The organism is Nocardia fusca NBRC 14340 (assembly GCF_001618425.1).
GTDB classification, from domain to species: Bacteria; Actinomycetota; Actinomycetes; order Mycobacteriales; family Mycobacteriaceae; genus Nocardia; species Nocardia fusca.
Map to the genome: position 1 here is coordinate 42,652 of NZ_BDCU01000019.1, position 24,375 is coordinate 67,026.

Genomic DNA, 24,375 nt, shown 5'->3' on the forward strand with positions numbered 1-24,375 from the left:
TAGGGATCTCCCTACTGTTCGCGGGCCCGCGATATCGGTGATCCTGGGGGCGGCAGCGGCGCCGGCACGAAATTCGTGGCAGACGGCGACGCGCCGGAGCAGAGATTGGACGCACGCGCAGTGAACCCGCCCGCCAGGCATCCCCGGCTATCGGTCCCGGTGGTGACCGTTCCGCCATACGCGATCCCGCACACCGAACTCGTCGACGCGGTACGCGGCCGGTACGAGCGGGTGTTCTCGCCCGGCAGCCCGCAGGCCCGCGCGGTCGAACGCGCCCTCACGATGGCCGGACGGCTCGCGATCGATATGCACCCCATGCACCTGCGTATCGAGGAGATCATGGCGATGCGGGGATTCGCGGCCCGCAACGCCGCGGCCTGGGACGCGTTCCACGCCTACGCGGTACCCGCCGCGGGGGCAGCGCTGGATTCTCCGATGCCGCGGCGGCCGCTGTCGTGTCCACCTCGCTCGAGGAGGGCGTGGAGCTGCTGGATATCGCCCGCTACGAGGTGCCCGGCACTTCGGACGCGATCACCTGGGCCGTCACCGACGAGGGGCCGCGGTTCCGGCTCACCACCGAGGCGGTGCGTTCCATCCCGGCCTGGCGCCCGCGCTGCGGGCGCTGCTGAGCCGACAGGGGTGGACCGGTGCGGATCTGGCCGTCTGCGTGTTCCGCTGTATCTGCACCCGGCGAACGCGCCGGACGCCGCGGCCTGGACGGCCGGTCATCCACAGTTGCGCGGGCCGCTGTTCGGCTGGGGCGTCGAGATCGCCGCCCATTTCCTGCGGCTGCTGTGCGCGGGCGTCTTCGACCGCCCGGCGACCCGTGAGCTCACGGTGATCCTCGGCCACGCCGGTGAGGGCCTGCTCGCCGCCCCGTCCCGGCTGGACTCCCGCTGGCATGTGGCCAACGCGCAGCGGCACGGCCTCCGGCTCGACCATCCACCGTCGCACTACCTGCGCACCAACTTGTTCGTCACCACCTCGGGGGTGACCGACCCGATGGCGTTCTGGGCGGCGGTATCCGGGGCCGGGGCCGACCGGGTGGCCGTGGCGCTGGACTATCCGATGGAGGAGATGGGTCCGCAGCTGGCCGCGCTGCGGGCACGGTGGCGGGTGGATGAGCTGGGTGTCGCTGCCGACGACGAACTGCTGGAACGGGTCGCCTGGCGCAATATCAGCGAACTGCTCGGGCTGACACCGGCCCCGTCTCGTCCGGCCGCGGCCGCGGCGGCGCCGGCCGGGCGCAACGGCGCCCCGGTGCCGAGATGACCGGAGCGCCGGCGCTGGGGAGAGATAGCGTTTCCCGTACCCCCGGCCGGGCTTGGTTGCTCGGCGCCGCCGCGCTGGTCCTCGCCGGATTCGCCCTGCGTCCGCCGATCACCGGTTTGGGGGCGGCGCTGGAATTCGTCCCGGCCGCGACCGGCATCGACTCGGCGGTCCTCGGCTGGATCGTCACCATGCCGCTGTGGTGCTATGCGGTGGGCGGTCTGCTGACCCCGCGGCTGGCGGCGGCATGGGATCCGGCGCACGCCTTCGCGGCCGCGCTGGCGATCATGGCGGCCGGTCAGATCGTGCGCGTTGCCGGCGGCCCCGGGCTGCTGATCGCCGGGACGCAGGCGGTGCCGTGGCTGTGGGCCGCCATGATCGGGGTCGGATTGGGCACTCTGTCGCTCACCCTGAGCCTGATCTCGCTGCGCGCGCCCGACCCGGACTCGGTGACGGTGTTGTCGGCGACGACCCACGGCATCGGCTACGCGCTGGCGGGTGCGGGGGTCGCGACGCAGAGCGCCCTGCACCTGTGGAGCGGTTCCTGGGAGCCGGTCCTCTGGTTGCTGGCCGGTCTGTGCCTGGTTCAGCTGCTGGCGGGTACGGCCGTACCGCAGCCGCCACGCCGGCCGGACCCCGGTGTGCACGCGGCTACCAGCGGACCGTGATCCGCTGGTAGCCGCACCGGGCGTGACCGGAACCGTACCGGGTCCGGCTACGGTCACGCCCGGCCGCGAGCCGCGGACTCCGTATGCGCGTCGAGGATCCGGGTGAGCAGACCGACGAGCGTGCGCCGCTCCGCCGCCGTGAGGGCGGCGAGCAGTTCGTCCTGCGCCCGGTCCAGCCGGCGGTCCAGGTCGTCGAGGTGTGCGCCGCCCGCCTCGGTGAGGGTGACGATATTGCGCCGGCGGTCCTCCGGATCGGCGTCCCGTTCCGCGAAACCGCGGCCGACCAGGTCGTTGAGGACCGCCACCATATCGCTGCGGTCGATTCCGGTGCGACGCCCGAGTTCGGCCTGACTGGCGGCGCCGGACTCCCGCAGGGTGGTGAGCACGGCATAGTGGTATCGCCGCGATCCGGTATCGGCCATCGCCTGTTCGGTGGCGCGGGCGGCGAGCAGCGCGGTCTGGTTGATCAGTCGGGTCGGCAGGGAACGCAGCCTGCCGGGGACGTCCTCGTGCGCGATCTTCATAACCGGAATCTAGCAAGCAATTGTTGGCAACTCCCACAAACCGGCCGCCGACGCAGACCGCGCGGCGCCCCGGCCGGGCCGGTCAGCGGGTCGTCCACGGCGCGGCGATCAGTGCCTCGGCATCCCCGTCCGAGAGATCGATATCGAAGACCTCGCCGAGCACCTTCGCCAACTCCGCGAGTTCCAGCTCCCGGGAATCGCTCGTCCCGTCCGGATATTCGGTGGTCAACGTGCGGCCGTCGAGCGTGTGATGGACGCCCGGAAGGAACCGCTGTACGAACGGCCGCTGGGTGAACGGCGAACGCGGCGAGGTGGAGACGAAATGGTTACCGACCTCGTAGTCGATCCGGTACTGCGGTTCCAGCGTGAAGGTGTAGCGGTCCACCCAGCCGGCGGACGCGAACTGGTGCAGGACCCACTCCTCACCACCCAGCTCACCCCGGGTGCGTTCGAGCCGGAACCGCCAGCCGCCGAGAGTGAACTCGTCCGGACGTTCGACCAGCGGATAGGGTTCGGACGGCCCCGCCCCGAACCCCACATCGGCCAGCCACACCCGGTCGTCGTCGGAGACCGTGATTCGCAACAGCGCGTGGGTGGCCGGGCGCAGTCCGCCCGACCCCATGGTGACGCGGCCGGACAGGCCGGTGACACCGAACCCGAAACGCTCGAGCGCCGCCGCGAACACGGTGACGTTCTCGTAGCAGTATCCACCGCGCCGCCGCCGGATCAGTTTGTCCTGCAGGGTGTCCAGATCCAGCGGCACCGGCCGCCCCAGCACCGCCTCCAGGTTCTCGAACGGCACCGCCGTGGTGTGCGCGGCCACCAGGTCCCGCAGCACGGCAAGCGTCGGAGTGCGCGGGCCGGTATATCCGATCCGCGCCAGGTACGCGTCCAGATCCAGTGCTGCGCCGTTCCAGTGATACGCGGCGTCGGCCGGTTTCGACATCTCATCCCTTTCACCCGGGTACGAAACGAGCAACCGCGCGAACTCACCGGATGTTCCAGGTCTCCGGGAACCGGCAACCCCGGGGGCCGGGCGGCCGAGGTGGGCACGCTCCGTGGGCAGCCGGGACTCGGGCGGGCACATCCCACCATCCCGGCATCCGAGCAGCCACCGCACGACAGCCGAATGGTGCTGCTACATGTCGAGACCGAGGTCCAGTACCCGGACCGAATGGGTCAGGGCGCCCACCGCCAGGAAATCGACGCCGGTCCGGGCGTAGTCCGCGGCCATATCGAGGGTGAGGCCGCCGGAGGATTCCAGCTTCGTCTCCGGTGCGACGGCATTACGGCGCTGGACCGCGGCCTGGGTCTGCCAGAGCGGGAAATTGTCGAGCAGGACCAATTGCACGTTCTCGCCGAGTACGGCGTCGAGTTGGTCGAGATCGTCGACCTCGACTTCGCAGTCGATCTCCGGCGCGGCGGCGCGGACGGCCCGCAGCGCTTCGACCACCGAACCCGCGGCGACGACGTGGTTGTCCTTGATCAGCGCGGCGTCGCCCAGACCCATGCGATGGTTCACGCCACCACCGGCGCGCACCGCATACTTCTGGAGGGCGCGCAAGCCGGGCAGCGTCTTACGGCTGTCCCGGATCCGGCAGCCGGTGCCCTCGACCGCGTCCACCCAGTCGGCGGTGGCGGTGGCGATACCCGAGAGATGACACATCAGGTTGAGCATGGTGCGTTCGGCGGTGAGCAGGCCGCGGGTCGGGGCCACCAGCGCCAGTACCGTCTGCCCGGGCGCGATCCGGGTACCGTCGGGCACCCGCTCGGTGACTTCGTAGCCGTCGGCGCCGATCACCTCGTCGAGCACCAGCAGCCCGATATCGATTCCGGCGACGGTGCCCGGCTGCCGGGCCACCACCGCGGCCTTCACCACCGCGTCCGCGGGGACGGTGGCCGTGGTGGTGATATCGGGCCCGTAGCGCAGGTCCTCGTCCAGCGCGGTACGGATGAGAGCGCGGACTTCCGCCGGATCCAGACCGGGATCCACTGTCATCGTCTTCTCCTCGTTCTCGATCCGGGCGCCCAGGCGCGCGGGATCGCTTCGTCGGCGGACACCGGACCGGCCGGCTCCGGTAGCGGGCAGGTCGCGAACGCCGCGGCCTCGCGACCGCTCACGACGGCGCCGCCAGCGGCGTCGGTTCGGTGACCACTCGCGGCGCCCCGCCCTCGTCGAGGCGCACCATGATCGGCTGCGCCGGGCCCGGTGCCGTCCGCGGATGATCGGAGCGGGTGTGGCAGCCGCGGCTCTCGGTACGCACTCGCGCCGCCAGCAACAGCGCCCGCGCGGTCACGGTGAGCGCCGCGTCCTCGACCCGGGCCACGGCGTCCGCGGACGTCCCGGATCGGGGCGCCGGTACGGCGGTCGCCGACGCGGCCGGCTCGTCGGCCCGCGCGGTGTCGAGCAGCCGTGCCGCCCGGGCCAGCCCGGCGCCGTCGCGTACGACCGAGGCGTGCTCGGTCATCGTCTGCTGGAGCACCGGGCGCGGCAGCACCGGCCGGACCTTCCCGAATCCGCCCGTGGCGCCGGTCGGTTCACCCAGCCGCTCCAGCGCCGCCAGCCCGGCCCGCTCACCCATCACCAGCCCCTCGAGCAGGCTGTTGGAGGCCAGCCGGTTGGCACCGTGCAACCCGGTGCGCGCGACCTCTCCGGCCGCGTAGAGCCCGGGCACGCCGGTACGCCCGTGTAGATCGGTGACCACCCCGCCGCACTGATAGTGCGCGGCGGGCGCCACCGGGATCAGATCGCGGCGGGGATCGATACCCGCGGCGCGGCAGGACATGGTGATCGTCGGAAAGCGCCGGGTGAACTCCGGGACCTCACGGGCGTCGAGGTACACATGGTCGGCGCCGAGCGACCGCATCCGCGCCGCGATGGCCCGGGACACCACATCCCGGGGCGCCAGATCACCGCGCGGATGGACACCGGCGGTCACCGAATCACCCCGCGCGTCCACCAGGCGCGCGCCCTCACCGCGCACCGCCTCGCTGATCAGCGGCTGCCGTCCGAAACCGTCGGGGGTGTACAGGACGGTGGGATGGAACTGCACGAATTCCAGATCCGCCACCGCCGCGCCCGCCCAGAGCGCCAGGGCGACACCGTCGGCCGTCGCGCCGGCCGGATTGGTGCTCAACGCGTACAGCTGCCCGAGACCGCCGGTGGCGAGCAGCACCGCGGGCGCGTGCACGCGGCCGAGGCCGCGCTCGGAGACGGCGAGGACCCCCTGGACCCCGGTCGCGCCGGTGACGACCTCGAGCACCGAGGTCCCGAACAGCACCGGTAATCCGGCCGCCGACAGTGCCCGCTGCACTTCCGCGCCGGTGGCGTCGCCGCCGGCGTGAATGATGCGGCGGGTGCTGTGCCCGCCCTCCCGGGTCCGCGACACCTGCCCGTCCCGGCCGAGGTCGAAGACCGCGCCGAGGTCGGTGAGTGCCGCCACCGCGTCCGGGCCGCCGGCGACGATGGAGCGCACCGCGTCGGGATCGCACAGTCCGCCGCCGGCGGCGAGGGTGTCGGCGACATGGGAGTCCACCGAATCCCCGTCCGGGGCCACGACGGCGATACCGCCCTGCGCGTACTGCGTGGCGGTATCGGCCGGGCCGCCCTTGCTGAGGATCAGCACCCGCGCTCCGGCCCGTGCGGCCGCGCGGGCGGCGGTGAGCCCGGCGACCCCGCCGCCGACCACCACGAGGTCGGCGCGGGCCTCCCACGCGCGATCGAGTTGCTCGGTCATCACGTACTCCACGTCCGGGGGGACGGTGTCACGCCCGGCCCGGCGTCATTCCCCGCCGCCCGGGGTGCCGATCTCGATCATCCGCTGTACCGAATGCCGGGCCAGCGCCGCGGTCTCCGGGTCGACGTGCACCTCGTCGCGGTTCTCCTCCAGGCAGCGCAGCAGCGCGGCCGGGGTGATCATCTTCATGTACTTGCAGGAGGCGCGGTCGTTGACGGCCCGGAAGTCGATACCCGGGGCGGCCTTGCGCAACTGGTGCAGCATGCCCACCTCGGTCGCGACCAGCACCTGGTTCGATTTCGCGGCGCGGGCGGCGTCGATCATGCCGCCGGTCGACAGGATGTGCACCCGGTCGGCGGGGAATTCGCCCTCACCGGCCAGGTACAGCGCCGAGGTCGCGCAGCCGCATTCGGGGTGCACGAAGAGTTCGGCGTCGGGATGCGCCCGGGCCTGGGCGTTGAGTTCGTCGCCGTTGATCCCGGCGTGCACATGGCATTCGCCCATCCAGATGTGCATGTTCTCGCGACCGGTCTCGCGCTTGACGTGCGCGCCGAGGAACTGGTCGGGCAGGAAGAGCACCTCGCGGGCGGGATCGATCGAGGCGACCACGTCGACCGCGTTGGACGAGGTGCAGCAGATATCGGTGAGCCCCTTCACCGCCGCGGTGGTGTTCACGTACGACACCACCACCGCGCCCGGGTGCTCGGCCTTCCAGTCGCGCAGTTCCTCGGCAGTGATCGAATCCGCGAGCGAGCATCCGGCGCGCTCGTCGGGGATCAGCACGGTCTTCTCCGGGCTCAGGATCTTCGCGGTCTCGGCCATGAAGTGCACACCGCAGAAGACGATCGTCTCCTCGGGCGCCTCGGCCGCGATCCGGGACAGTGCCAGCGAGTCACCCACGTGATCGGCCACGTCCTGGATCTCGGGCAGCTGATAGTTGTGCGCGAGAATGGTGGCGTTGCGCTGCCGGGCCAGGCGTTTCACCTCGGCCGCCCATTCCGGTGTCGCCTCGACCCCGGTGTAGCCCGACGGCCCGTCGCTGATCCGCTCCCGCAGTGCGGTACCCGGCGCCGGGGCCAATTCTGCTCCCATCGTCGCCATGGTCGCTCCTTCCTCCGCGCGATCGGCCCCTCTGCCGATTCGCACTCAACCAGGTTTTCGACTTATGATCGAAAACGTGGACCAGTTTAGCACCATCCATGAATCGCTCACCGCGGTGTTCCAGGTTCGCCGCTTCCCCACCGACAACTCCGCAGGTCATCGCGGCGCAGCGGCCGGGGACCGCCGTCCGCCCCGCCAACAGCGGGAACTCGCGGTCCTGCTGTGGCAACGTGCGCTGGACCCGCAGCGCGGCACCTGGTCGCTCCCCGGCGGCCGGTTGCGCAACGACGAGGACCTGGACACCTCGGCGCGCCGGCAGCTGGCCGAGAAGGTGGACGTGCGCGAGGTGGACCACCTCGAGCAGCTGTCGGTGTTCAGTGCCCCCGACCGTGTCCCCGGCCCGCGCCGGATCGCCTCGGCCTACCTGGGCCTGGTCCCCCTCACCGCCGACCCGCACCTGCCGGACGACACCTCCTGGCACCGCGTGGCCGCACTACCGGAGATGTCGTTCGATCACGGCACCGTGGTCGAACACGCCCGGGCGCGGCTGGCCGCGAAACTCTCCTACACCAATATCTCCTTCGCCCTGGCGCCGGATCGGTTCACCATGTCGACACTGCGGGAGATCTATTGCGCCGCACTCGGTTACGATGTGGATACGACGAACCTGCAGCGGGTCCTGACGCGGCGCAAGGTGATCACCCCCACCGGGGACACCGCCGCCCCGGGACGGGCCGGCGGACGCCCCGCCTCGGTCTACCGGTTCAGCGATTCCGGACTACGCGTCACCGATGAATTCGCCGCGCTCCGGCCGCGCGCCTGACGCCGCCCGCGGCCGCACCGGAGATCCGCTCGTGCGGCGCGGACCGGGATCAGGTCCGCAGCTCCGGCCGCGGTACCGGCTGCTTCTCCGGGCGCCGGGCCCCGCGGTCCAGCGGCCAGACGATCACCTCGATCACCCAGAACAGCAGCAGGAATACCGTCACCACCACGGTGGGAATCAGCAGGAACAGGACGGACAGCACCGCGATCACAGTGAACACCGCCAGCGCCGCCGGGGAGGCACCCTGCAGCCGGCTACCGAACCGCACCGCCGCCCACATCATCCAGCGGCGCGGCAGCGATACCGCGCATTCGCGCAGCGCTCGCCGGAAAAGCCCGTCGGCGTCGACCTTGCTCACCGACTCCGAGCGGAGCAGATAGTCGTGCAGGATGGCCGCCCGCGTGTACACGCCGTAGCGCGGTATCAGCCACACCACCGGCCGCGGCACCGAAGCGAAATCGGTCCGGAATCCGACGGGTACTTCGAAATGTTCGTCCGCCCCCGCGTAACCCAGCGGTTCGCGGACCTTCCAGAACGTCCCATCGATCTCCTCGACCACGAGCGCACTGGTGAACCCCACGAAGCAATCTCCCTGTCATCACATCGGATTCGCTCAGCCTACGACCGTAAGTGACGACCCCGGGAACCGGCCGCGCGGACCGCCCCGCCCACAGGGACACAGGGACACAGGGACACAGGGACACAGGGACACAGGGACACAGGGACACAGGGACACAGGGACACCTCGTCCCGGCCGGCCGACTGTCGCAACCCCATCGGCCAGGACCGCAATGCGAATCCGTCGTATGTCGGCCTGCACATTCCGGAGGGCTGTCGGCGGATCACCGTGCAGCACCTCCGTGGCGACGACCTGGCACGCGCGTGTGTCTCCGCTCGCGACAGCGGTCCGATTACCCGGCGTGGCGTGGTGGCCCTCGGCTCCGCGCCCGGCACTCAGCTCTGTGGGCTCGGCGGGGCAGCGGGCGGATCGCCGCCGGCCGCACCGCCGAAGCCGGCCCCCGCACCGGCTCGGGCCGGATCGGCGGATGGCGCGGTGCCGGGTGGGCCGGGGCGATACGCCATGTCGTCGGACTCCGGATCGGCGTAGGGCTGGGGCCGGGAGTCGTCGAAGGCACTGGCGAAACCGGTCCCGAGATCCTCGGCCGGGCTCAACCCGGCCAGCAGCAGGATCACCAGTCCGGCCAGCAGCGGCTGCACCACCAGCGCGAGCTGAGTGCCCAACTCCACGGGCAAGGCGACGATCCGACCGACCGGTGGGTCCTCGGGCCGCGAATTATCCCACGCGACAACCATGTTCCCGGACCACGCCATGACCCAGGCGCCGGCCACCGAGCCCAGCAGCAGCCCGGCGCACTGGAGGGGACCGCGCATCCGGCGCCACCGCCATGCCGCCACCGCCGACAGGAAACCGGTGACCGCCCCGGCACCGGCGAACAACGCCGTCGCGTCGAACCGGTGCAGACTCTCTCCGACGAGCGCGGCGCCGCGGCCCGGCTCGACCACCAGCACCCGTTCGGTTGGCGCCAGTAGCCCCCACAGGGCGCCTACCAGCACGCTGACCAAAACCACCGCGAGCAACAGGACGAGGGCGGCGCGCATTTCACGACGCGTCCCGGCCCGGTTCCACCCGGCCATCGCTACCGCCTTTCCAGGCGGGCGGAATCGATCCGCCCGTGCCGGGAGCAGGTCGCCCACCAGCCGTCGGGGTCGATCTGCACCACCATGCGGCGGCCGCAGTGCTCGCAGAACCGCGGCGGTTCCAGCCCGAGTTCCACCGCCCGGGCGATCGGTTCGTCGAGTCCGGGCACGATCGGCCGGCCCGTGAACGGGTTGTAGCGCGCGTCCATATCGCCGACAGTACTCACGGCCTCGGCCCTTCCCCGGACGACATCGCCGATCAGAAGGTTTCGTTGAGTGCTTTGATCGGCATCTCGAGTTCACCGAGCAGGTCCAGGTCCTGTTCGGCGGGACGGCCGAGGGTGGTGAGGTAGTTGCCCACGATCACCGCGTTGATACCGCCGAGGATGCCCTGGCGGGCGCCGAGATCGCCAAGGGTGATCTCACGACCACCGGCGAACCGCAGCAGCGTCCGGGGCAGGGCGAGCCGGAATGCCGCGACGGCACGCAACGCGTCGGCGGCCGGGAGGACCTCGAGGTCACCGAAGGGCGTGCCCGGCCGCGGGTTGAGGAAGTTCAGCGGGACCTCGTCGGGTTCGAGTGCGGCCAGGTCGGCGGCGAATTCGGCGCGCTGTTCCAGACTTTCGCCCATCCCGAGGATGCCACCGCAGCAGACCTCCATCCCGGCCGCGCGCACCATCCGCAGTGTGTTCCAGCGTTCTTCCCAGCTGTGTGTGGTGACCACGTTCGGGAAGTAGGACCGCGCGGTCTCCAGGTTGTGGTTGTAGCGGTGCACACCCATCGCGGCCAGCCGGTCGACCTGGTCCTGGGTGAGCATGCCGAGCGAACAGGCGACCTGGATGTCGACCTCGTTGCGGATGGCCTCGACACCGGCGGCCACCTGGGCCATCAGCCGCTCGTCGGGTCCGCGCACCGCGGCGACGATGCAGAATTCGGTGGCGCCGGTCTTGGCGGTCTGTTTGGCCGCCTCCACCAGGCTCGGGATATCCAGCCAGGCCGCGCGCACGGGTGATTGGAACAGGCCCGACTGGGAGCAGAAATGGCAATCCTCCGGGCAGCCGCCGGTCTTGAGGCTGATGATGCCCTCGACCTCCACCTCGGGACCGCACCACTTCATCCGTACCTCGTGGGCGAGTTCGAGCAGGGGTTCGAGACGGTCGTCGCCGAGGCGTAGGACGTCGAGGGTCTGCTCCCGGGTCAGCCCGATTCCGCGCTCCAGGACCTGGTCCCGCGCCAGGGTCAGCACGTCCTCGGTGGTGGCGGCGGTATCGGGTGTCCCGGCGGGTGCCTGTGTCACGGGCGGTTCCCTTCGTCCGAAAGGTTTTCCTGGCTCCCATCCGCGCGGAATCCAGGACTTGAACAGTGTTCAGGACAGGGTAGCGCCAAAGCTTGAACAGTGTTCAGGCTGGGGTAGCGTCAGGAGGAGTCAGCGATATCGGGAGGTCCGCACCGTGCAGTTACACCGGGACGACGTCGTGGACGGCGCCATCGCCATCCTCGACCAGTACGGCCTGGCCGACCTCACCATGCGTCGGCTCGCCGGCGCGCTGCGGGTCCAGCCCGGCGCGCTGTACTGGCATTTCCCGAACAAACAGGCACTGCTCGGCGCCGTGGCCGACCGGATCCTCGCCCCGATGGAGCACCCGGTACGCGCCGGCGACTGGTCGGGAGCACTCGCCGAGCTGGCCCATCGACTGCGCGACTGCCTGCTCACCTACCGGGACGGCGCGGAACTGGTCTCGGCCACCTACGCCTCCCGCCTGACCACCAGCAAGGGCCGGGAACGACTCGCCGCCGCGGTCATCCGCGCCGGGATTCCGCGCGCGGAGGCCGAACTCGCCGCGTACACGCTGCTGTACTACGTGCTCGGGCACACCGTCGACGAACAGTCCCGGATGCAGATGGACTCGGCCGGCGCCCTGGCCGCGGAGACCGGCGCCCTCGCCGCGTCCGAGGATCCGACGGCCCGCTTCGATTTCGGCCTGCAACTGTTCACCGCCGGTATCCGGCACCGCCTCGGCGCCGAGATCCGCTGACCGCGGGGGGCGCGCGGCCCTCGACCGAGGGACACTCGACACAACCTTGAACACCGTTCAAGTATGGTGCCTCCGTGACCCACGATCCACTGGCCTGGCTCGACGACAACGCCGCCGCGCGCACCACCGCCGGACTACGACGGCGCCTACGACCGCGCCCGGCCGTCGCGACCGGCCTGGATCTGGCTTCCAACGACTACCTCGGGCTCGCCCGGCACCCCGAGGTGATCACGGGAGCCGTCGAGGCCGTGCACCGGTGGGGCGCGGGGTCCACCGGTTCACGGCTGGTCACCGGGACGACCACCGACCACGAACTTCTCGAAACCGAACTGGCGGAGTTCACCGGATTCGCGGCGGGGTTGGTGTTCGCCTCCGGCTACGCCGCCAACCTGGGCGCCGTCACCGCCCTGGCCGGCCGGGGTTCGCTGATCGTCTCCGATGCCGGCTGCCACGCCTCCCTCGTGGACGCCTGCCGCCTGTCCCGCGCCCGGGTGGAGATCGCGCCGCATCGCGATATCGGCGCGGTACGCCGGCTGCTGGCCACCCGCAGCGAGGAACGCGCCCTGGTACTCACCGATTCGGTGTTCAGCGCCGACGGCGACCTCGCACCGCTGGCCGAACTCCACCGGGTGACCCGCGCACACGGCGCGGTACTGCTGGTCGACGAGGCGCACGGGCTGGGTGTGCGCGGTGCCGGCGGACGCGGGCTCGTCCACGAGACCGGACTGGCCGGCGAACCCGACGTGGTGGTGACCGCGACCCTGTCGAAGGCCCTCGCCGCCCAGGGCGGCGTGGTCCTCGGCGCCGGGCGGATCCGGGCGCACCTGATCGATACGGCCCGCACCATGATCTTCGACACCGGCCTGGCGCCGGCTGCCGTCGGTGCCGCCCGCGCCGCACTGCGGATCCTGCGCGGGGACCCCGGACTGCCCCGGCGCGTGCTGGACCGGGCGGCCGAGATAGCCCGGATCGCCGGTGTGGCCACCCCTGATTCGGCGGTCGTCCCGGTGGTGCTGGGCGAGCCCCGGGTCGCCTACGAGGCGGCGGTGGCCTGTCGCGAACAGGGCCTGGAGGTCGGCTGTTTCCGGCCCCCGTCGGTGCCGGAGGGCACCTCCCGGCTGCGGATCACCGCCCGCGCCGACCTGTCGGCCGCCGATCTCGCCACCATCGCCGCCGTCCTGACCCCGGTTCTCGTCCGGGCCCGCGGTGCCGGGGCGGTGGCGATATGACCGGGAAGCGTAGCGCGCATGCCCGGTCCTTCAGGGCCGGGCCTGCGTATCGAGTGTGTCGGTGGTCGACAGTAGGTTTGGGTTGTGCAGCTTCGGTACAACTATCGCGTCTACCCGACGCCCGGCCAACAGGTCTTGTTGGCTCGTGCGTTCGGGTGCGCGCGGGTGGTGTACAACGACGCGCTCCGCGCCCGCCGGGACGCGTACGTGTCCGGGGAGAAGATCTCCGACACCGAAGTGCAGCGCCGTGTCGTCACCGAAGCGAAGAAGACCCCAAAACGTGCATGGTTGGGCGACATAGCATCGGTTGCGTTGGTCCAGGCATGTCAGGACGCTCGTTTGATCAAGGATGCGGCCGGGCGGTATTTCGCGTCGTTCGTGGTGCAGGTTACCGAGCAACCGTTGCCCGAGACAGGCAGCGAGGTGGGTATCGACCTCGGACTCACAACGTTCGCTGTCCTGTCGACCGGCAAAACCATCGCCTCGCCGCGATTCCTGCGCCACGCCGAACGCCGGTTGCGGAAAGCGCAGCAGAGCCTTTCCCGCAAGGAGAAAGGTTCGAAGAACCGAGCCAAGGCCCGCGTGCGGGTCGCGAAGGCTCACGCCAGGGTCGCGGACACGCGGCGGGACTGGGCGCACAAGCATTCCACGACGATCGTCCGCGACAACCAAGCGATATTCGTCGAGGACCTTGCTGTGTCCGGTCTGGCCCGCACGCGGTTGGCGAAATCGGTCCACGATGCCGGGTGGGGCATGTTCACCCGCATGCTGGAAGAGAAAGCCGCCCGATACGGGCGGACCTTCGCCAAGGTGGATCGCTGGTTCCCCTCCACCCGAATGTGCTCGGTCTGCGGGGTCTTGAGCGGGAAGAAACCCCTGCACGTCCGGAAATGGACATGCACGTGCGGAACCGTTCACGACCGCGATCTCAACGCGGCCGAGAACATACTCGCGGCCGGACGGGCCGAGAGGTTGAACGCCTGCGGAGGGGCGGTAAGTCCCGCCGCTTAGCGGAAGGCACGCCCCTGTGAAACAGGAACCCACCGCAGAACCGCAAGGTTCAGGAGGAATCCCGGTCGAACACGGCCGGGAGGACGTCAACCTGCTCTTCGTCACCGGCACCTCGACCGAGGTCGGCAAAACCGTCACCACCGCCGCACTGGCCGCGGTCGCGGCCGCGGCGGGTCGCGAGGTCGCCGTCTGCAAACCCGCCCAGACCGGTATCGCCCCCGGCGAACCCGGTGATCTCGCCGTCGTCACCGCCCTCGCCGGAGTGACCCGGACCGTCGAACCGGCCCGCTACCCCGAACCGCTGGCCCCCGCCACGGCCGCCCGCCGCTGCGGCGCTCCGCTGCTCACCCTGGCCGAAACCGCCGCCGCCATCGCCGATCTCGGATCCGCCGACCTGGTGCTGGTGGAAGGCGCGGGCGGACTGCTGGTCCGGCTCGGCGAATTCACCCTGCTCGATCTCGCCCGGGAACTGGCGGCCCCGGTGCTGGTGGTCGCCGCTCCCGGCCTCGGCACCCTCAATCACAGCGAACTCACCACCTGGGCGCTGCGGCAGGCCGGGGTGGAATGCGCGGGCCTGGTGGTGGGTTCGTGGCCCGAACGACCCGACCTCGCGACCCGGACCAACCGCGCGGACCTGCCGCGGGTCACCGGCGTCGAACTCGTCGGTGCCGTACCGGCGGGTGCGGGGTCGTGGCGCCCGGAACGTTTCCGGGCGGCGGCCCCGGGCTGGTTCGACCGGTCCTGGGCCGAGCGGTATCTCGGACCGGCCGCCACCGAACCGGGGATTCATCCACCGATCGCCGCCTCGGCTCCTTAAGGTTCGGGTACGGCCACCACGCGAATCGGGCGAGCGAGACGCGGCGCGCGCCTCGGTCCACGCGACGCCGGGCACGCTCGTCACGCTCGCGGAGGGCCGGGCGATCCCGGCACCGGCCGGTCGCCACTGCCCTGCCGGAAGTCGTACGAGGAAGGCACCGTATGCGCCCGCACCGGACCGGCGAACCCGATCCCGCCGATGCCGCGACCGCGCCGCTGTGGCGGGCGGTGCAGGCCTTCCGGCTGGTTACTCTGCTGTACGCGGTGGGTCAGCAGATCGCCTCCGTGCAGTACTACGAGAACCAGCGGCTGAGCTGGGTTTTCATCGCGCTCATGGTGCTCTGGTCGGGAGTCTCGGCACTGCTGCTCGCCCAGTGGCACACCCCCGATACCGCACGCACCCGCACGCTGGTGGTGGTCGGCGACCATCTCGTGGTCCTCGGCCTGATCGCGGCGACACCGCTGGTCGCCGACTACGACTGGTACCACGGCCATCAGCCCCTACCCACCACCATGTGGTCGGCGAACGCGGTGATCTCGGCCGCCATTCTGCGCGGCCCCGTCGCGGGAGTCGTCTCGGGCCTGGTCGTCGCGGCCACCATCATCACCATGCGACAGCAATGGGGCCAGGATGTCTGGGCCGATGCCACCGCCCCGGTGCTGGTTTCGGTGGGCCTGGCGCTGGGTCTGGCCGCGAATACGGCGCGGCGCGCCCAGGCGCAGCTCCAGCGGGCGGTGCGGCTCACCGCGGCCGCCGCGGAACGGGAACGGCTGGCGCGGCAGGTGCACGACGGCGTCCTGCAGATCCTCTCCTACATCACCCGGCGCGGCACCGCGATCGGCGGCCCGGCCACCGAACTGGCCCAGCGCGCCGAGGAACAGGAGATCGCGCTACGGCGGCTCATCTCCGAACAGGGCGCCGCGTCCGGGGGCGACGCGACGACCGTCGACCTGCGTCCGCTGCTCACCGCGTACGCCGCGCCGGACGTGGTGGTCTCGACCCCCGGCGATCCGGTGCGGCTCGGCCGCTGGACCGCCGACGAGATCGCCGCCGCCGTCGCGGCCGCCCTCACCAATGTGAAGTTGCACGCGGGCCCGGCGGCCCGGGCGTTCGTGCTGCTGGAGGACACCGGCCCGGAGCTGATCGTGAGCGTGCGCGACGACGGGGTCGGGATCGCGCCCGGCCGGCTCACCGAGGCCGAGAACGAGGGCCGGATGGGGGTGTCGCGATCGATCACCGGCCGGATCGCGGCGCTGGGCGGCACCGCCGAACTGCTCACCGCGGCCACCGTCGGCGAGGGCACCGAATGGGAGTTCCGTATTCCCCGCGGGTGAACCTGTCCCGGGTGTCCGGCACCCGGGCGCGCCCCGTGGCTCTGGCAGGATGAGGACGGCGCGAACGCGGAAGGAGCGGCGGCGTGAGCGGACAGGCGGCGCAGACGATTTCGGTGATGGTGGTCGACGACCACCCGATCTGGCGCGAGGGGGTGTCCCGCGATCTCACCGAGGCCGGTTTCCGGGTGGCCGCCACCGCCGAGGACGCCGCGGCCGCCACCCGCCGGGCCGCCGCGACCCGGCCACAGGTGGTGCTGATGGATATGCAGCTGCCCGACGGCAACGGGGCGCTGGCCACCGCCGAGGTGCTGCGGGTGTCCCCGGAGAGCCGGGTCCTGATCCTCTCCGCGTCGGGCGAACGCGACGATGTGCTGGACGCGGTGAAGGCCGGGGCCTCCGGCTATCTGGTGAAGAGCGCGTCGGCCGCCGAACTGATCGCCGCGGTCCGCGCGACGGCCGCCGGGCAGGCGGTGTTCACCCCTGGACTGGCCGGCCTGGTCCTGGGTGAGTACCGCCGGATGGCCACCGCCCCGGCCGATCCCGGCGCCCCGCACCGGCCCGCGCTGACCGACCGGGAGACCGAAGTGCTGCGGCTGGTCGCCAAGGGCCTGTCCGCGAAACAGATCGCGACCCGGTTGGATCTGAGCCATCGCACGGTCGAAAACCATGTGCAGGCAACCCTGCGTAAACTACAGCTCGCCAATCGGGTCGAGCTCACCCGCTACGTGATCGAGCAGGGGCTCGACGACTGAGCCGCAGTCGATTCAGGTAATTCGGGTAGATCCCGGCGCCGGCCCGAGTAGTCCTACTCATCCGCGCGGCCCGGGGGCCGCCGACCATCGAGGTATGACGACTTCGATCGATCCGGCGCTGGTCGCCCGCCTGTCCGGCGAGTTCACCTCGATCGCCGGTGATTTCACCACGCTCGGCGGTCGGCTGAGCACCCTCGGCCGCGATCTGGAGGCGCTGCACCGGCAGATGCATACGGTGACCCCGCAGCGATCGGAGCCGGGTATCTCCGGTGCGTCCGCGCCGACGGCCGAACAGGGATCGGCTGCTCCGGACACCACGGAGCCGGCCGTGTCGCAGTCGCCTGCCACCACACCGGACGCGGCGGGGACGTCCGGTGCCCGGGCGGGCGGGGCCGCGGGTGCACCGGCCGGCGGACCGGTGCCGGCACCTCCCGGCCCCGCCCCCTGGGGTATCCCCGCGGCCGCCACGCCACAGCCGCCCTGGCCGGTCCCACCGCCACAGCCGCACAGCAGATATGCCGGCGCGTACCCGATCTACCGGAACCGGCCACCGGTGGCACCACCGGTACCTCCCGGCCGCGGCCCTGCCGGACCGGCCGCGCCGCGCACGCCGTGGTGGCAGCGCGAAGGCGTGATCAGCCGGTTGCTCGCGGTGGCGGGGGTGGCGGTGACCCTCATCGGTGTCGTGATGCTGCTGGTGCTGGCCGCCCAGGCCGGTATCTTCGGCCCGGTCCCCCGCGTCGTCGCCGGGGCGGCGTTCTCGGCGGCCCTGGTGGGGGCCGGTGTGCGGGTGTACCGGCGCACCGGCGGCCGGGTCGGCGGGGTCGCGCTGGCCGCCACCGGCTTCGCCGGCGCCTATCTGGATGTGATCGCGACGACCACCATCTACGACTGGCTGCACCCGGTGCCGGGCTTCGCCGTCGCACTCGGTGTCGCCGCGGCCGGGGTGGGGCTGGCGGTGCAGTGGCGTTCCCAGGCCCTGGCGGTTCTCGTCGTCGCGGGTGCCGCGGTGCTGGCCCCGTTCGTCAGCACCGAGCTGTCGTTGCTCGCCTTTCTGATCGTGCTGCAACTGGCCTGTGTGCCGGTGCAGTACCGGTACGACTGGCCGTTCCTGCACCTGGTGCGCACGGTTCCGGCCGTACTCGCCACCCAGATCGCCATCGTCGCCGCGGCGATCGGCACCGACGATCCCGGCCGGAGGGTGCTGGTGCTCGTGGCCGCTGTCGCGGTCGCCGCGGTGGGCCTGGCGGGCACCGTCGTCGTGGTGCGGCACCGGCCCGGCGATATCGTTGCCACCCTGACCTGTGCGCTGGCCACCACCCCGTTGCTCGCCGCGGCCGCCCTGTTCGATCGGCCGGTCGCCACCGCGATCTCGTCGGGCTACGCCGTCGTCCTGCTGGCGCTCGCCGCGACCGCGCTGCTGCCGCGCGATATCGCCCGCGTACCCGGTCATACCGCCACCGTCGCGGCTGTCGCCGGTTCGTTCGCCCTACTGGAAACCCTCTGGGGCGTGACCACCGAGGCGACGCTGGCCATGGGCCTGTTCCTCGTCGCCGCCTGCTACCTGGGGATCGCGGGCCGCACCCGCAATCGGGTCGCGGCGGCGCTGGGCACCGGGTCCGCCGCCCTCGGCGGGCTCGCCTTCCTGGTGGTCGCCGGGCCGGGCACCCTGTCCACCGAATGGATCGCCGTGCGTGAACTCTCGGCCGGGACGGCGGCTTCGGCGATCGCGGGGCTCGCGGTGGTCGTGGTGGCGCTGTGGGGTGCGGGCCGGTTCGCCGCGCCGCGGCATCCCGGCGGATCCACCGACTCCCGCGCCACCCTGCTGTGGGTCGGCGGCAGCGTCGCGGCCCTGTATCTGGTGACCGCCACGACCGTATCGCTCGGGGTCGTCTCCGGTATCGCCGACGGATTCGTCGTCGGCCACAGTATCGCCACCATCGTCTGGATGGCCGGTGCGCTGGCCGCCCTGCTGTACGGGCTGCGCCGGCTGGGCGGGGGGACGCCGACGGCCGCCAAGATCGCCCTCGGCTCCGGGCTGCTGGTCACGGCCGCGGCGCTGGCGAAGTTGTTCCTGTTCGATCTGGCCACCCTCGACGGACTCATCCGGGTGACCGCGTTCCTGGTGGTCGGGGTGCTGTTGCTCATCGCCGGTACCCGCTACGCCCGGGCATTCGCCGAGAGCGCGGCCCACCGGGACGATTCCGGGTCCGCCGCACCGCGCTGATCCCCGGCCCGCGGCCCGGCCCCGGTGGCACTCGGCCACCCGGGCCGGGGCTGTCTGTTGCGGTTCAGGAGCCCGCGCGTGCCGCCGCGACCATGGCGGCGGTGACGGTCGCGATATCGGCCCCGTCGCTGATATAGGGCGGCATCGCGTAGATCAGGTTGCGGAACGGCCTGATCCAGGCGCCCGCGGCGACGGCGGCCGCGGTGGCGGCCCGCATATCCACCGGCTGCTCCAGCTCGATCACTCCGATACCGCCCAGCACCCGCACGTCGGTCACCCCCGGCAGTTCCCGCGCCGGAGCCAGACCCGCCCGCAGGCCGGCCCCGAGCCGGGCCACTTCCGCCTGCCAGTCGCGCGCGAGCAGCAGTTCCACCGACGCGACCGCGACGGCACAGGCCAGCGGATTGCCCATGAATGTCGGGCCGTGCATGAGTCCCCCGTGCGCGGCGCTGACGGACTCGGCGATCTCGCCCGTGCACAGCGCGGCGGCGAGGGTCAGATATCCGCCGGTGAGTGCTTTGCCCACGCACATGACATCCGGTGTGACCCGCGCCTGCTCGGCGGCGAAGAGCGTGCCGGTCCGCCCGAACCCGGTGGCGATCTCGTCGAACACCAGCAGGACCCCGTGCAAGTCACACAGCCGGCGCAGGTCGGCCAGGTAGCGGGGATCGTGCCAGCGCATCCCGCCCGCCCCCTGGACCACCGGTTCCACCACGATCGCGGCCAGCTCGGACGCGTACCGGGCGACGGCGTGTTCCAGCTCCCGCACGTAATCGTCGCGGTAGTCCCGGGGTGGCGCGGAGACGAAGAGCTGTTCGGCCAGGACATCGGTCCAGAGCGCGTGCATCCCGCCCTCCGGATCGCATACGCTCATCGGCGTGAAGGTGTCGCCGTGATATCCGCCGCGCCAGGTCAGCAACCGGCGTTTTTCCGGGCGCCCCACCGACCGCCAGTACTGCAGGCACATCTTCACCGCGACCTCCACCGCGACCGACCCGGAATCGCAGAGGAACACGCGGTCCAGGCCGACGGGGGTGTGCCGGACCAGCAGTTCGCACAACCGGGCCGCCGGTTCGTGGGTGAGCCCGCCGAACATCACATGGCTCATCCGGCGTGACTGCGCCACCAGCGCTTCGTCGAGGACCGGGTGCCGGTAGCCGTGCACTGCGGCCCACCACGAACTCATCCCGTCCACCAGTTCGCGGCCGTCGGCCAGCGTCAGCCGGGTGCCCGCGGCCTCGGTGACGACGAGCGGTTCGGTGGTGGGCGGGAACCCGCCGTAAGGGTGCCAGACATAGCGCGCGTCGAGGTCGGAGATCTGCGCGGCGGTGAGTTCTGCGGGGGCGGCGAGCACGGCGATCCTCCACTCGTAGCGCGACCGCGGCCGGCCGCACGAAACCTTGAACACCGTTCAAGTTACCAACCCGGACCGGCCGGGCCGCGCAGCAGGGACCCACCCCGGCGCGCAGCCGCCGGTGTCACAGGAGGCGCGACCGCCGCGCATCCGCGCCCATCCGCCCGCACCCCGATCGTCACCCGGCCCCGTCCAGCACCGCCGCCACCCGGGTCAGCAATCGCCGCAACTCCACCGTCCCGGCCTCTCCCACATCCGCCCGTACCCGATCCTCGATCCGCGCGATGCGCTCCCCTGCCAGTTGGAGCGCCGCGCGTCCGGCCTCGGTACACACCACCTGCCGGGCCCGCCGGTCCCGCGGATCGACCTGCCTGCGCACGAGCCCCGCCCGCTCCAGCTGACCCAGCAGTTCGCCCATCGACTGCTGGGTCATCCCGGCGGCCTCCGCCAATTCACCCACCCGCGATCCCCCCGGATCCAGATACCGGAACACCGCGTAGTGCGCGGGACGCAACTCCGCGGCCAGCCGCGTCCGCAGTGCGTCGTTCAGTTCCGCTTCGACGGCCCGGGTGGCCAGCGTGAGGAGTTTCAGCAGCGACGGGGTGGTTGACATATTAAGAAGGTAACCTTTCTAATAGAAGGATGCCAGACCGGGTCATCTCCTTCCGCAACGGTCACCGCGTCACCGTGGTCGACGAGGGCACCGACGCGCACGGCCCCTATCTGCGGTTGCGCCACGAACTGCCCACCCCCGGCCGGCAGGCGGGCCCGCACTGGCACCCCGTGATCGGCGAGAGCTGGACGGTGCGGCGCGGCGCGCTCGCGTTCCGCGTCGACGGCCGCGAGATCACGGCCGGCCCCGGCAATACGGTGCGCGCGGCGGCCCGCACCGTCCACGAATTCCGTAGTGTCGCGCCCGATACGGTGCTCGACCACGAGATCCGCCCACCGCTGCGGCATCTGGAGATGTTCGCGCTGTGGAGCGCCCTTGACCGGTCGGGGGCGACCACTCGCTCCGGCGTCCCCCGCAATCCGCTGGCACTCGCCCTGCTCTGGGAACTACAGGACGGCTACCTCGCCGGAATACCCGCCTGGCTGCAGCGCGCGACCCTGGGCAGCCTCGCCGCAATCGCCCGGCGAACCGGTTACGCACGCCGCTGGACGAGCCCGGCCGGCCGGAGCCGAGCAATCGGCCAGTGACCCCCGGCATCCGCGCGCCGAAATGGCGCTAGTGTCTTGTCCATGGACGCGTCCAACTCGCTGATCGAGGAAGTGACACCGCCGGTGGTGTATCCGTGTGGCACCCGGCCCTCGGGCGACGCCGAGCATCCGCGCTGATTCCGGCCGGTCCCCGCACCCCGCGCCGGACGGCTCCGGCGCCCTTCCATCCGCCGCGCTCCTCAGGACCCCGACGAGAACCGTATGCCCGCAGACCCGCCGAGCTTCCGCCGCAACCCGCGCGCCACTCCGGTCCGCAGCACCTACCGGCTTCAGCTGCGCCCGGACGGACTCACCTTCGCCCAGGCCGCGGCCACCGCGGAATACCTCCAGCAACTGGGGGTCTCGCATATCTACCTCTCCCCGGTGATGACGGCCGCGCGCGGCTCCACCCACGGCTACGACGTCACCGACCCCACCACCGTCTCCGCCGCGCTGGGCGGCCCGCTCGGACTCAAGGCACTCGCCGACGAGGTGCACAACCGCGGGATGGGCCTGATCATGGACCTGGTGCCCAACCATGTGGGGGTCGCCGATCCGCAGCAGAACCTGTGGTGGTGGCATGTGCTGCAGTACGGTCAGAAATCCCAGTTCGCGTCGTTCTTCGATATCGACTGGAGTCCGGGCAACGGTGTGGGCGGCCGGCTGGCGCTCCCGGTCCTGCGCGGCGCGAACGACCCGGCCGCCCTCACCGTCGACCGGTCCGGCCCCGAACCGCTGCTCGCCCTGCACGAACTCCGTTTCCCCATCGCGCCCGGCACCGACGGCGACAACGCGCTGCGGATCCACGACAAACAGCACTACCGGCTGGTGAGCTGGAAATCCGGGATCTGCGGATATCGCCGGTTCCTGTCGATCAGCGGGCTGGCGGCGCTGCGCCAGGAGGATCCGGTGGTGTTCGAGGCCACCCATCGCGAACTCGCGGCCTGGTGCGAACACGATCTGATCGACGGTGTCCGGGTCGACCATCCCGACGGCCTCGCCGACCCGGCCGGATATCTCCAGCGCCTACGGCAGCTCATCGGACCCACCCGGCTGCTGCTGGTGGAGAAGACCCTCGCCAACCGGGAACCCCTCGACCCCACCCTGCCGATCGACGGAACCACCGGCTACGACGGCATCGCCGATTTCGGCGGGGTGCTGCTGGAACCGGCCGGGGAACAGATCCTCACCGAACTGTCCCGCCACATCACCGGGCACGGCAGCGATCGGGTGTGGGTCGGCGAGAAGGAACACCGCATCAAACGCGCGGTCGCGGAGAGCATCCTGGCGCCGGAGCTGCGCCGCCTGGTCGCCGCGATCAAAGCCGACGCGGGCGCCGACGATTTCGACACCATGGCCCTCACCAATGCCACCATCGAGGTGCTGTCTTTTCTGCCGGTCGCCCGGGCCGACTACACCCCGCTGGCCGGAATGGTCAGCGCGGTGGTCGCCGAGGTGGAGAAACGCAACGCGGAACTGCGGGTACCGCTGGCGGTCCTGGTGAGCGCGCTGATCGCCGGCCGTACCGCGTGGACCCGGTTCCATCAGGTGAGCACCGCGATCGGCGCGAAAGCCGTGGAGGACATCCTCTTCTACCGCGCCGTCCGCCTGGTGTCGCTCCAGGAGATCGGTGGTAACCCGGCGCGTTTCGGCCGCACCGTCAACGAATTCCATCTCGCCAACGCCTCGCGCGCGCGCCGCTGGCCCGCGTCGATGACCACCCTGTCCACCCACGACACCAAACGCGGTGAAGATGTGCGGGCCAGGATCGGGGTGCTCTCCCAGGTCCCCCGGATGTGGGCCCGTGCGGTCACCCTGTGGCTCGAGAAGCTTCCTCCGCCCGACGGCGCCACCGCGCTGTTCCTGCTGCAGAACATGTTCGGCATGTGGCCGGCCGACGGGCGTCCGGCACCCTCGGTGCCGGGTCTGCGCGACCGGGTACACCGGTTCGCCGAGAAGGCGATGCGCGAATCCGGGGAGCACACCTCCTGGGAGGAACCCGATGCCGATTTCGAGAACGCGGTGCACGCCTGGCTCGACCAGGTGATCGACGGGCCGGTCGGCCGCCAGCTCACCGATCTCGCCCATGATCTGGCCCCGCACGCCTGGTCGGATTCACTGGCACAGAAACTGCTGCAGCTGTGCGCGCCGGGGATCCCCGACATCTACCAGGGATGCGAGCTCTGGGAGGACTCGCTGGTCGACCCCGACAATCGCCGCCCGGTCGATTTCGGATCCCGGGGCGGGATGCTGCACACCCTCACCACGACGCCGCCGCTGGACATCACCGGCGCCGCCAAGATGTGGCTGGTCGCCTACGCGCTGTGGTTGCGGCGGGAACGCCCGGAATGTTTCGTCGGCGGTACCTACACCCCGGTATTCGGGCACGGCGAGCACGCCGACAAACTCGTCGCCTACGCCCGGGGCCGGGTCGGCGCCGACCCGGAGATCATCGTCGCCGTCACCCGGCACAGTGTCGCGATCGGGGAAACCGGCTGGGGCGACACCTATATCGAACTCTCGGGCGGGTCCTGGACCGACCGTCTCACCGGGCATACGTTCCAGAACCGCGCCCGCACGGAAAAACTGTTCGCCCGCCTTCCGGTCGCGCTGCTGGTCCGCTGAGCGCGCCGC

The 24,375-nt window shown here is 71.3% G+C and carries 24 protein-coding genes; 13 read left to right on the forward strand and 11 right to left on the reverse strand.

Annotated features, from left to right (window positions below; translation table 11 throughout):
• The first annotated feature begins 455 nt into the window (after positions 1 to 455).
• From NF4_RS37735 to NF4_RS12250, 3 genes are read left to right on the forward strand one after another with little or no spacing between them, the layout of a single operon-like run.
• Positions 456 to 629 carry a hypothetical protein gene (locus tag NF4_RS37735; RefSeq protein WP_157120242.1) on the forward strand — a complete coding sequence of 58 codons (174 nt, stop codon included), beginning with the start codon at positions 456 to 458 and terminating at the stop codon, positions 627 to 629.
• A 10-nt stretch (positions 630 to 639) separates the two neighbouring features.
• Entirely contained in the window at positions 640 to 1,272 is a 633-nt protein-coding gene (locus tag NF4_RS12245; protein WP_063127452.1) for an amidohydrolase family protein, read from the forward strand.
• Positions 1,269 to 1,937: an MFS transporter gene (locus NF4_RS12250; RefSeq protein ID WP_157120244.1), complete on the forward strand. Its 669-nt coding sequence runs from the start codon at positions 1,269 to 1,271 to the stop codon at positions 1,935 to 1,937. Before NF4_RS12245 ends, NF4_RS12250 begins: the two co-directional genes overlap by 4 nt.
• Positions 1,938 to 1,990: 53 nt before the next feature.
• Here the strand turns inward: NF4_RS12250 and NF4_RS12255 are convergent, their stop codons facing one another.
• The 5 genes from NF4_RS12255 to nadA form a co-directional block, all read right to left on the reverse strand.
• Positions 1,991 to 2,461, reverse strand: coding sequence for a MarR family winged helix-turn-helix transcriptional regulator (locus NF4_RS12255; RefSeq protein WP_063127454.1), 471 nt, complete (start codon positions 2,459 to 2,461; stop codon positions 1,991 to 1,993).
• Positions 2,462 to 2,543: 82 nt separating this feature from the next.
• On the reverse strand, positions 2,544 to 3,407 hold the full coding sequence (locus NF4_RS12260; protein WP_063127455.1) for an arylamine N-acetyltransferase family protein: 864 nt from the start codon (positions 3,405 to 3,407) through the stop codon (positions 2,544 to 2,546).
• Between the two features lie 192 nt (positions 3,408 to 3,599).
• Positions 3,600 to 4,460 (reverse strand): carboxylating nicotinate-nucleotide diphosphorylase, encoded by an 861-nt coding sequence (nadC, locus tag NF4_RS12265; protein WP_063127456.1) that lies wholly within the window; start codon positions 4,458 to 4,460, stop codon positions 3,600 to 3,602.
• Positions 4,461 to 4,578: 118 nt separating this feature from the next.
• Positions 4,579 to 6,198, reverse strand: a complete 1,620-nt coding sequence (locus NF4_RS12270; protein ID WP_063127498.1) for an L-aspartate oxidase — start codon at positions 6,196 to 6,198, stop codon at positions 4,579 to 4,581.
• A 45-nt stretch (positions 6,199 to 6,243) separates the two neighbouring features.
• A complete protein-coding gene (gene nadA, locus NF4_RS12275; RefSeq protein WP_063127457.1) occupies positions 6,244 to 7,299 on the reverse strand; it encodes a quinolinate synthase NadA in 1,056 nt (351 codons plus the stop codon).
• 64 nt (positions 7,300 to 7,363) lie between these two features.
• Between nadA and NF4_RS12280 the strand changes: the two genes are divergently transcribed.
• Positions 7,364 to 8,122: an NUDIX hydrolase gene (locus NF4_RS12280; RefSeq protein WP_063127458.1), complete on the forward strand. Its 759-nt coding sequence runs from the start codon at positions 7,364 to 7,366 to the stop codon at positions 8,120 to 8,122.
• 49 nt (positions 8,123 to 8,171) lie between these two features.
• Here the strand turns inward: NF4_RS12280 and NF4_RS12285 are convergent, their stop codons facing one another.
• The 4 genes from NF4_RS12285 to bioB all read right to left on the reverse strand — a co-directional run bounded on the left by NF4_RS12285 (position 8,172) and on the right by bioB (position 11,078).
• Positions 8,172 to 8,702, reverse strand: coding sequence for a DUF1353 domain-containing protein (locus NF4_RS12285; RefSeq protein WP_063127459.1), 531 nt, complete (start codon positions 8,700 to 8,702; stop codon positions 8,172 to 8,174).
• A 374-nt stretch (positions 8,703 to 9,076) separates the two neighbouring features.
• Entirely contained in the window at positions 9,077 to 9,778 is a 702-nt protein-coding gene (locus tag NF4_RS12290) for a DUF2567 domain-containing protein (protein WP_063127460.1), read from the reverse strand.
• A 2-nt stretch (positions 9,779 to 9,780) separates the two neighbouring features.
• Entirely contained in the window at positions 9,781 to 9,990 is a 210-nt protein-coding gene (gene bsaP / locus NF4_RS12295; RefSeq protein WP_063127499.1) for a biotin synthase auxiliary protein BsaP, read from the reverse strand.
• 50 nt (positions 9,991 to 10,040) lie between these two features.
• Positions 10,041 to 11,078, reverse strand: coding sequence for a biotin synthase BioB (gene bioB / locus NF4_RS12300; protein ID WP_030523787.1), 1,038 nt, complete (start codon positions 11,076 to 11,078; stop codon positions 10,041 to 10,043).
• Positions 11,079 to 11,232: 154 nt separating this feature from the next.
• Here bioB and NF4_RS12305 point away from each other — a divergent pair, with 154 nt between their 5' ends.
• From NF4_RS12305 to NF4_RS12335, 7 genes are all read left to right on the forward strand, one after another.
• On the forward strand, positions 11,233 to 11,817 hold the full coding sequence (locus tag NF4_RS12305) for a TetR/AcrR family transcriptional regulator C-terminal domain-containing protein (protein ID WP_063127461.1): 585 nt from the start codon (positions 11,233 to 11,235) through the stop codon (positions 11,815 to 11,817).
• A gap of 74 nt (positions 11,818 to 11,891) precedes the next feature.
• On the forward strand, positions 11,892 to 13,046 hold the full coding sequence (locus NF4_RS12310) for an 8-amino-7-oxononanoate synthase (RefSeq protein WP_063127462.1): 1,155 nt from the start codon (positions 11,892 to 11,894) through the stop codon (positions 13,044 to 13,046).
• 84 nt (positions 13,047 to 13,130) lie between these two features.
• Positions 13,131 to 14,057 (forward strand): RNA-guided endonuclease InsQ/TnpB family protein, encoded by a 927-nt coding sequence (locus tag NF4_RS12315; RefSeq protein ID WP_063127463.1) that lies wholly within the window; start codon positions 13,131 to 13,133, stop codon positions 14,055 to 14,057.
• 58 nt (positions 14,058 to 14,115) lie between these two features.
• The gene (gene bioD / locus NF4_RS12320) at positions 14,116 to 14,874 is read left to right on the forward strand and encodes a dethiobiotin synthase (RefSeq protein WP_063127500.1); all 759 of its coding nucleotides are present in this window, start codon (positions 14,116 to 14,118) and stop codon (positions 14,872 to 14,874) included.
• A gap of 161 nt (positions 14,875 to 15,035) precedes the next feature.
• Positions 15,036 to 16,208 carry a MacS family sensor histidine kinase gene (gene macS, locus NF4_RS12325; protein WP_063127464.1) on the forward strand — a complete coding sequence of 391 codons (1,173 nt, stop codon included), beginning with the start codon at positions 15,036 to 15,038 and terminating at the stop codon, positions 16,206 to 16,208.
• A gap of 116 nt (positions 16,209 to 16,324) precedes the next feature.
• Positions 16,325 to 16,960: a response regulator gene (locus NF4_RS12330; protein ID WP_063127465.1), complete on the forward strand. Its 636-nt coding sequence runs from the start codon at positions 16,325 to 16,327 to the stop codon at positions 16,958 to 16,960.
• Between the two features lie 94 nt (positions 16,961 to 17,054).
• Positions 17,055 to 19,187 (forward strand): DUF2339 domain-containing protein, encoded by a 2,133-nt coding sequence (locus NF4_RS12335; RefSeq protein WP_063127466.1) that lies wholly within the window; start codon positions 17,055 to 17,057, stop codon positions 19,185 to 19,187.
• A gap of 64 nt (positions 19,188 to 19,251) precedes the next feature.
• Here NF4_RS12335 and NF4_RS12340 read toward each other — a convergent pair whose 3' ends face one another.
• Complete coding sequence (locus NF4_RS12340; RefSeq protein WP_063127501.1) at positions 19,252 to 20,541, reverse strand: adenosylmethionine--8-amino-7-oxononanoate transaminase; 1,290 nt, start codon at positions 20,539 to 20,541, stop codon at positions 19,252 to 19,254.
• A 178-nt stretch (positions 20,542 to 20,719) separates the two neighbouring features.
• Entirely contained in the window at positions 20,720 to 21,154 is a 435-nt protein-coding gene (locus NF4_RS12345) for a MarR family winged helix-turn-helix transcriptional regulator (protein WP_063127467.1), read from the reverse strand.
• Between the two features lie 29 nt (positions 21,155 to 21,183).
• Between NF4_RS12345 and NF4_RS12350 the strand changes: the two genes are divergently transcribed.
• A complete protein-coding gene (locus NF4_RS12350; RefSeq protein WP_063127468.1) occupies positions 21,184 to 21,741 on the forward strand; it encodes a cupin domain-containing protein in 558 nt (185 codons plus the stop codon).
• Positions 21,742 to 21,963: 222 nt separating this feature from the next.
• Positions 21,964 to 24,366 carry a malto-oligosyltrehalose synthase gene (gene treY, locus NF4_RS12355; protein ID WP_063127469.1) on the forward strand — a complete coding sequence of 801 codons (2,403 nt, stop codon included), beginning with the start codon at positions 21,964 to 21,966 and terminating at the stop codon, positions 24,364 to 24,366.
• Positions 24,367 to 24,375 lie beyond the last annotated feature (9 nt).

Excerpts from the sequence above, each read along its gene's own strand:
- NF4_RS12280 (WP_063127458.1), top strand. The coding sequence starts at position 7,364 with ATGATCGAAAACGTGGACCAGTTTAGCACCATCCATGAATCGCTCACC.
- NF4_RS12335 (WP_063127466.1), top strand. The coding sequence starts at position 17,055 with ATGACGACTTCGATCGATCCGGCGCTGGTCGCCCGCCTGTCCGGCGAG.
- NF4_RS12350 (WP_063127468.1), top strand. The coding sequence starts at position 21,184 with ATGCCAGACCGGGTCATCTCCTTCCGCAACGGTCACCGCGTCACCGTG.
- macS (WP_063127464.1), top strand. The coding sequence starts at position 15,036 with ATGCGCCCGCACCGGACCGGCGAACCCGATCCCGCCGATGCCGCGACC.
- bsaP (WP_063127499.1), bottom strand. The coding sequence starts at position 9,990 with ATGGACGCGCGCTACAACCCGTTCACGGGCCGGCCGATCGTGCCCGGA.
- NF4_RS12260 (WP_063127455.1), bottom strand. The coding sequence starts at position 3,407 with ATGTCGAAACCGGCCGACGCCGCGTATCACTGGAACGGCGCAGCACTG.
- NF4_RS12290 (WP_063127460.1), bottom strand. The coding sequence starts at position 9,778 with ATGGCCGGGTGGAACCGGGCCGGGACGCGTCGTGAAATGCGCGCCGCC.
- treY (WP_063127469.1), top strand. The coding sequence starts at position 21,964 with ATGCCCGCAGACCCGCCGAGCTTCCGCCGCAACCCGCGCGCCACTCCG.
- nadA (WP_063127457.1), bottom strand. The coding sequence starts at position 7,299 with ATGGCGACGATGGGAGCAGAATTGGCCCCGGCGCCGGGTACCGCACTG.
- nadC (WP_063127456.1), bottom strand. The coding sequence starts at position 4,460 with ATGACAGTGGATCCCGGTCTGGATCCGGCGGAAGTCCGCGCTCTCATC.
- NF4_RS12345 (WP_063127467.1), bottom strand. The coding sequence starts at position 21,154 with ATGTCAACCACCCCGTCGCTGCTGAAACTCCTCACGCTGGCCACCCGG.
- NF4_RS12250 (WP_157120244.1), top strand. The coding sequence starts at position 1,269 with ATGACCGGAGCGCCGGCGCTGGGGAGAGATAGCGTTTCCCGTACCCCC.
- NF4_RS12330 (WP_063127465.1), top strand. The coding sequence starts at position 16,325 with ATGGTGGTCGACGACCACCCGATCTGGCGCGAGGGGGTGTCCCGCGAT.
- NF4_RS12270 (WP_063127498.1), bottom strand. The coding sequence starts at position 6,198 with ATGACCGAGCAACTCGATCGCGCGTGGGAGGCCCGCGCCGACCTCGTG.
- NF4_RS12255 (WP_063127454.1), bottom strand. The coding sequence starts at position 2,461 with ATGAAGATCGCGCACGAGGACGTCCCCGGCAGGCTGCGTTCCCTGCCG.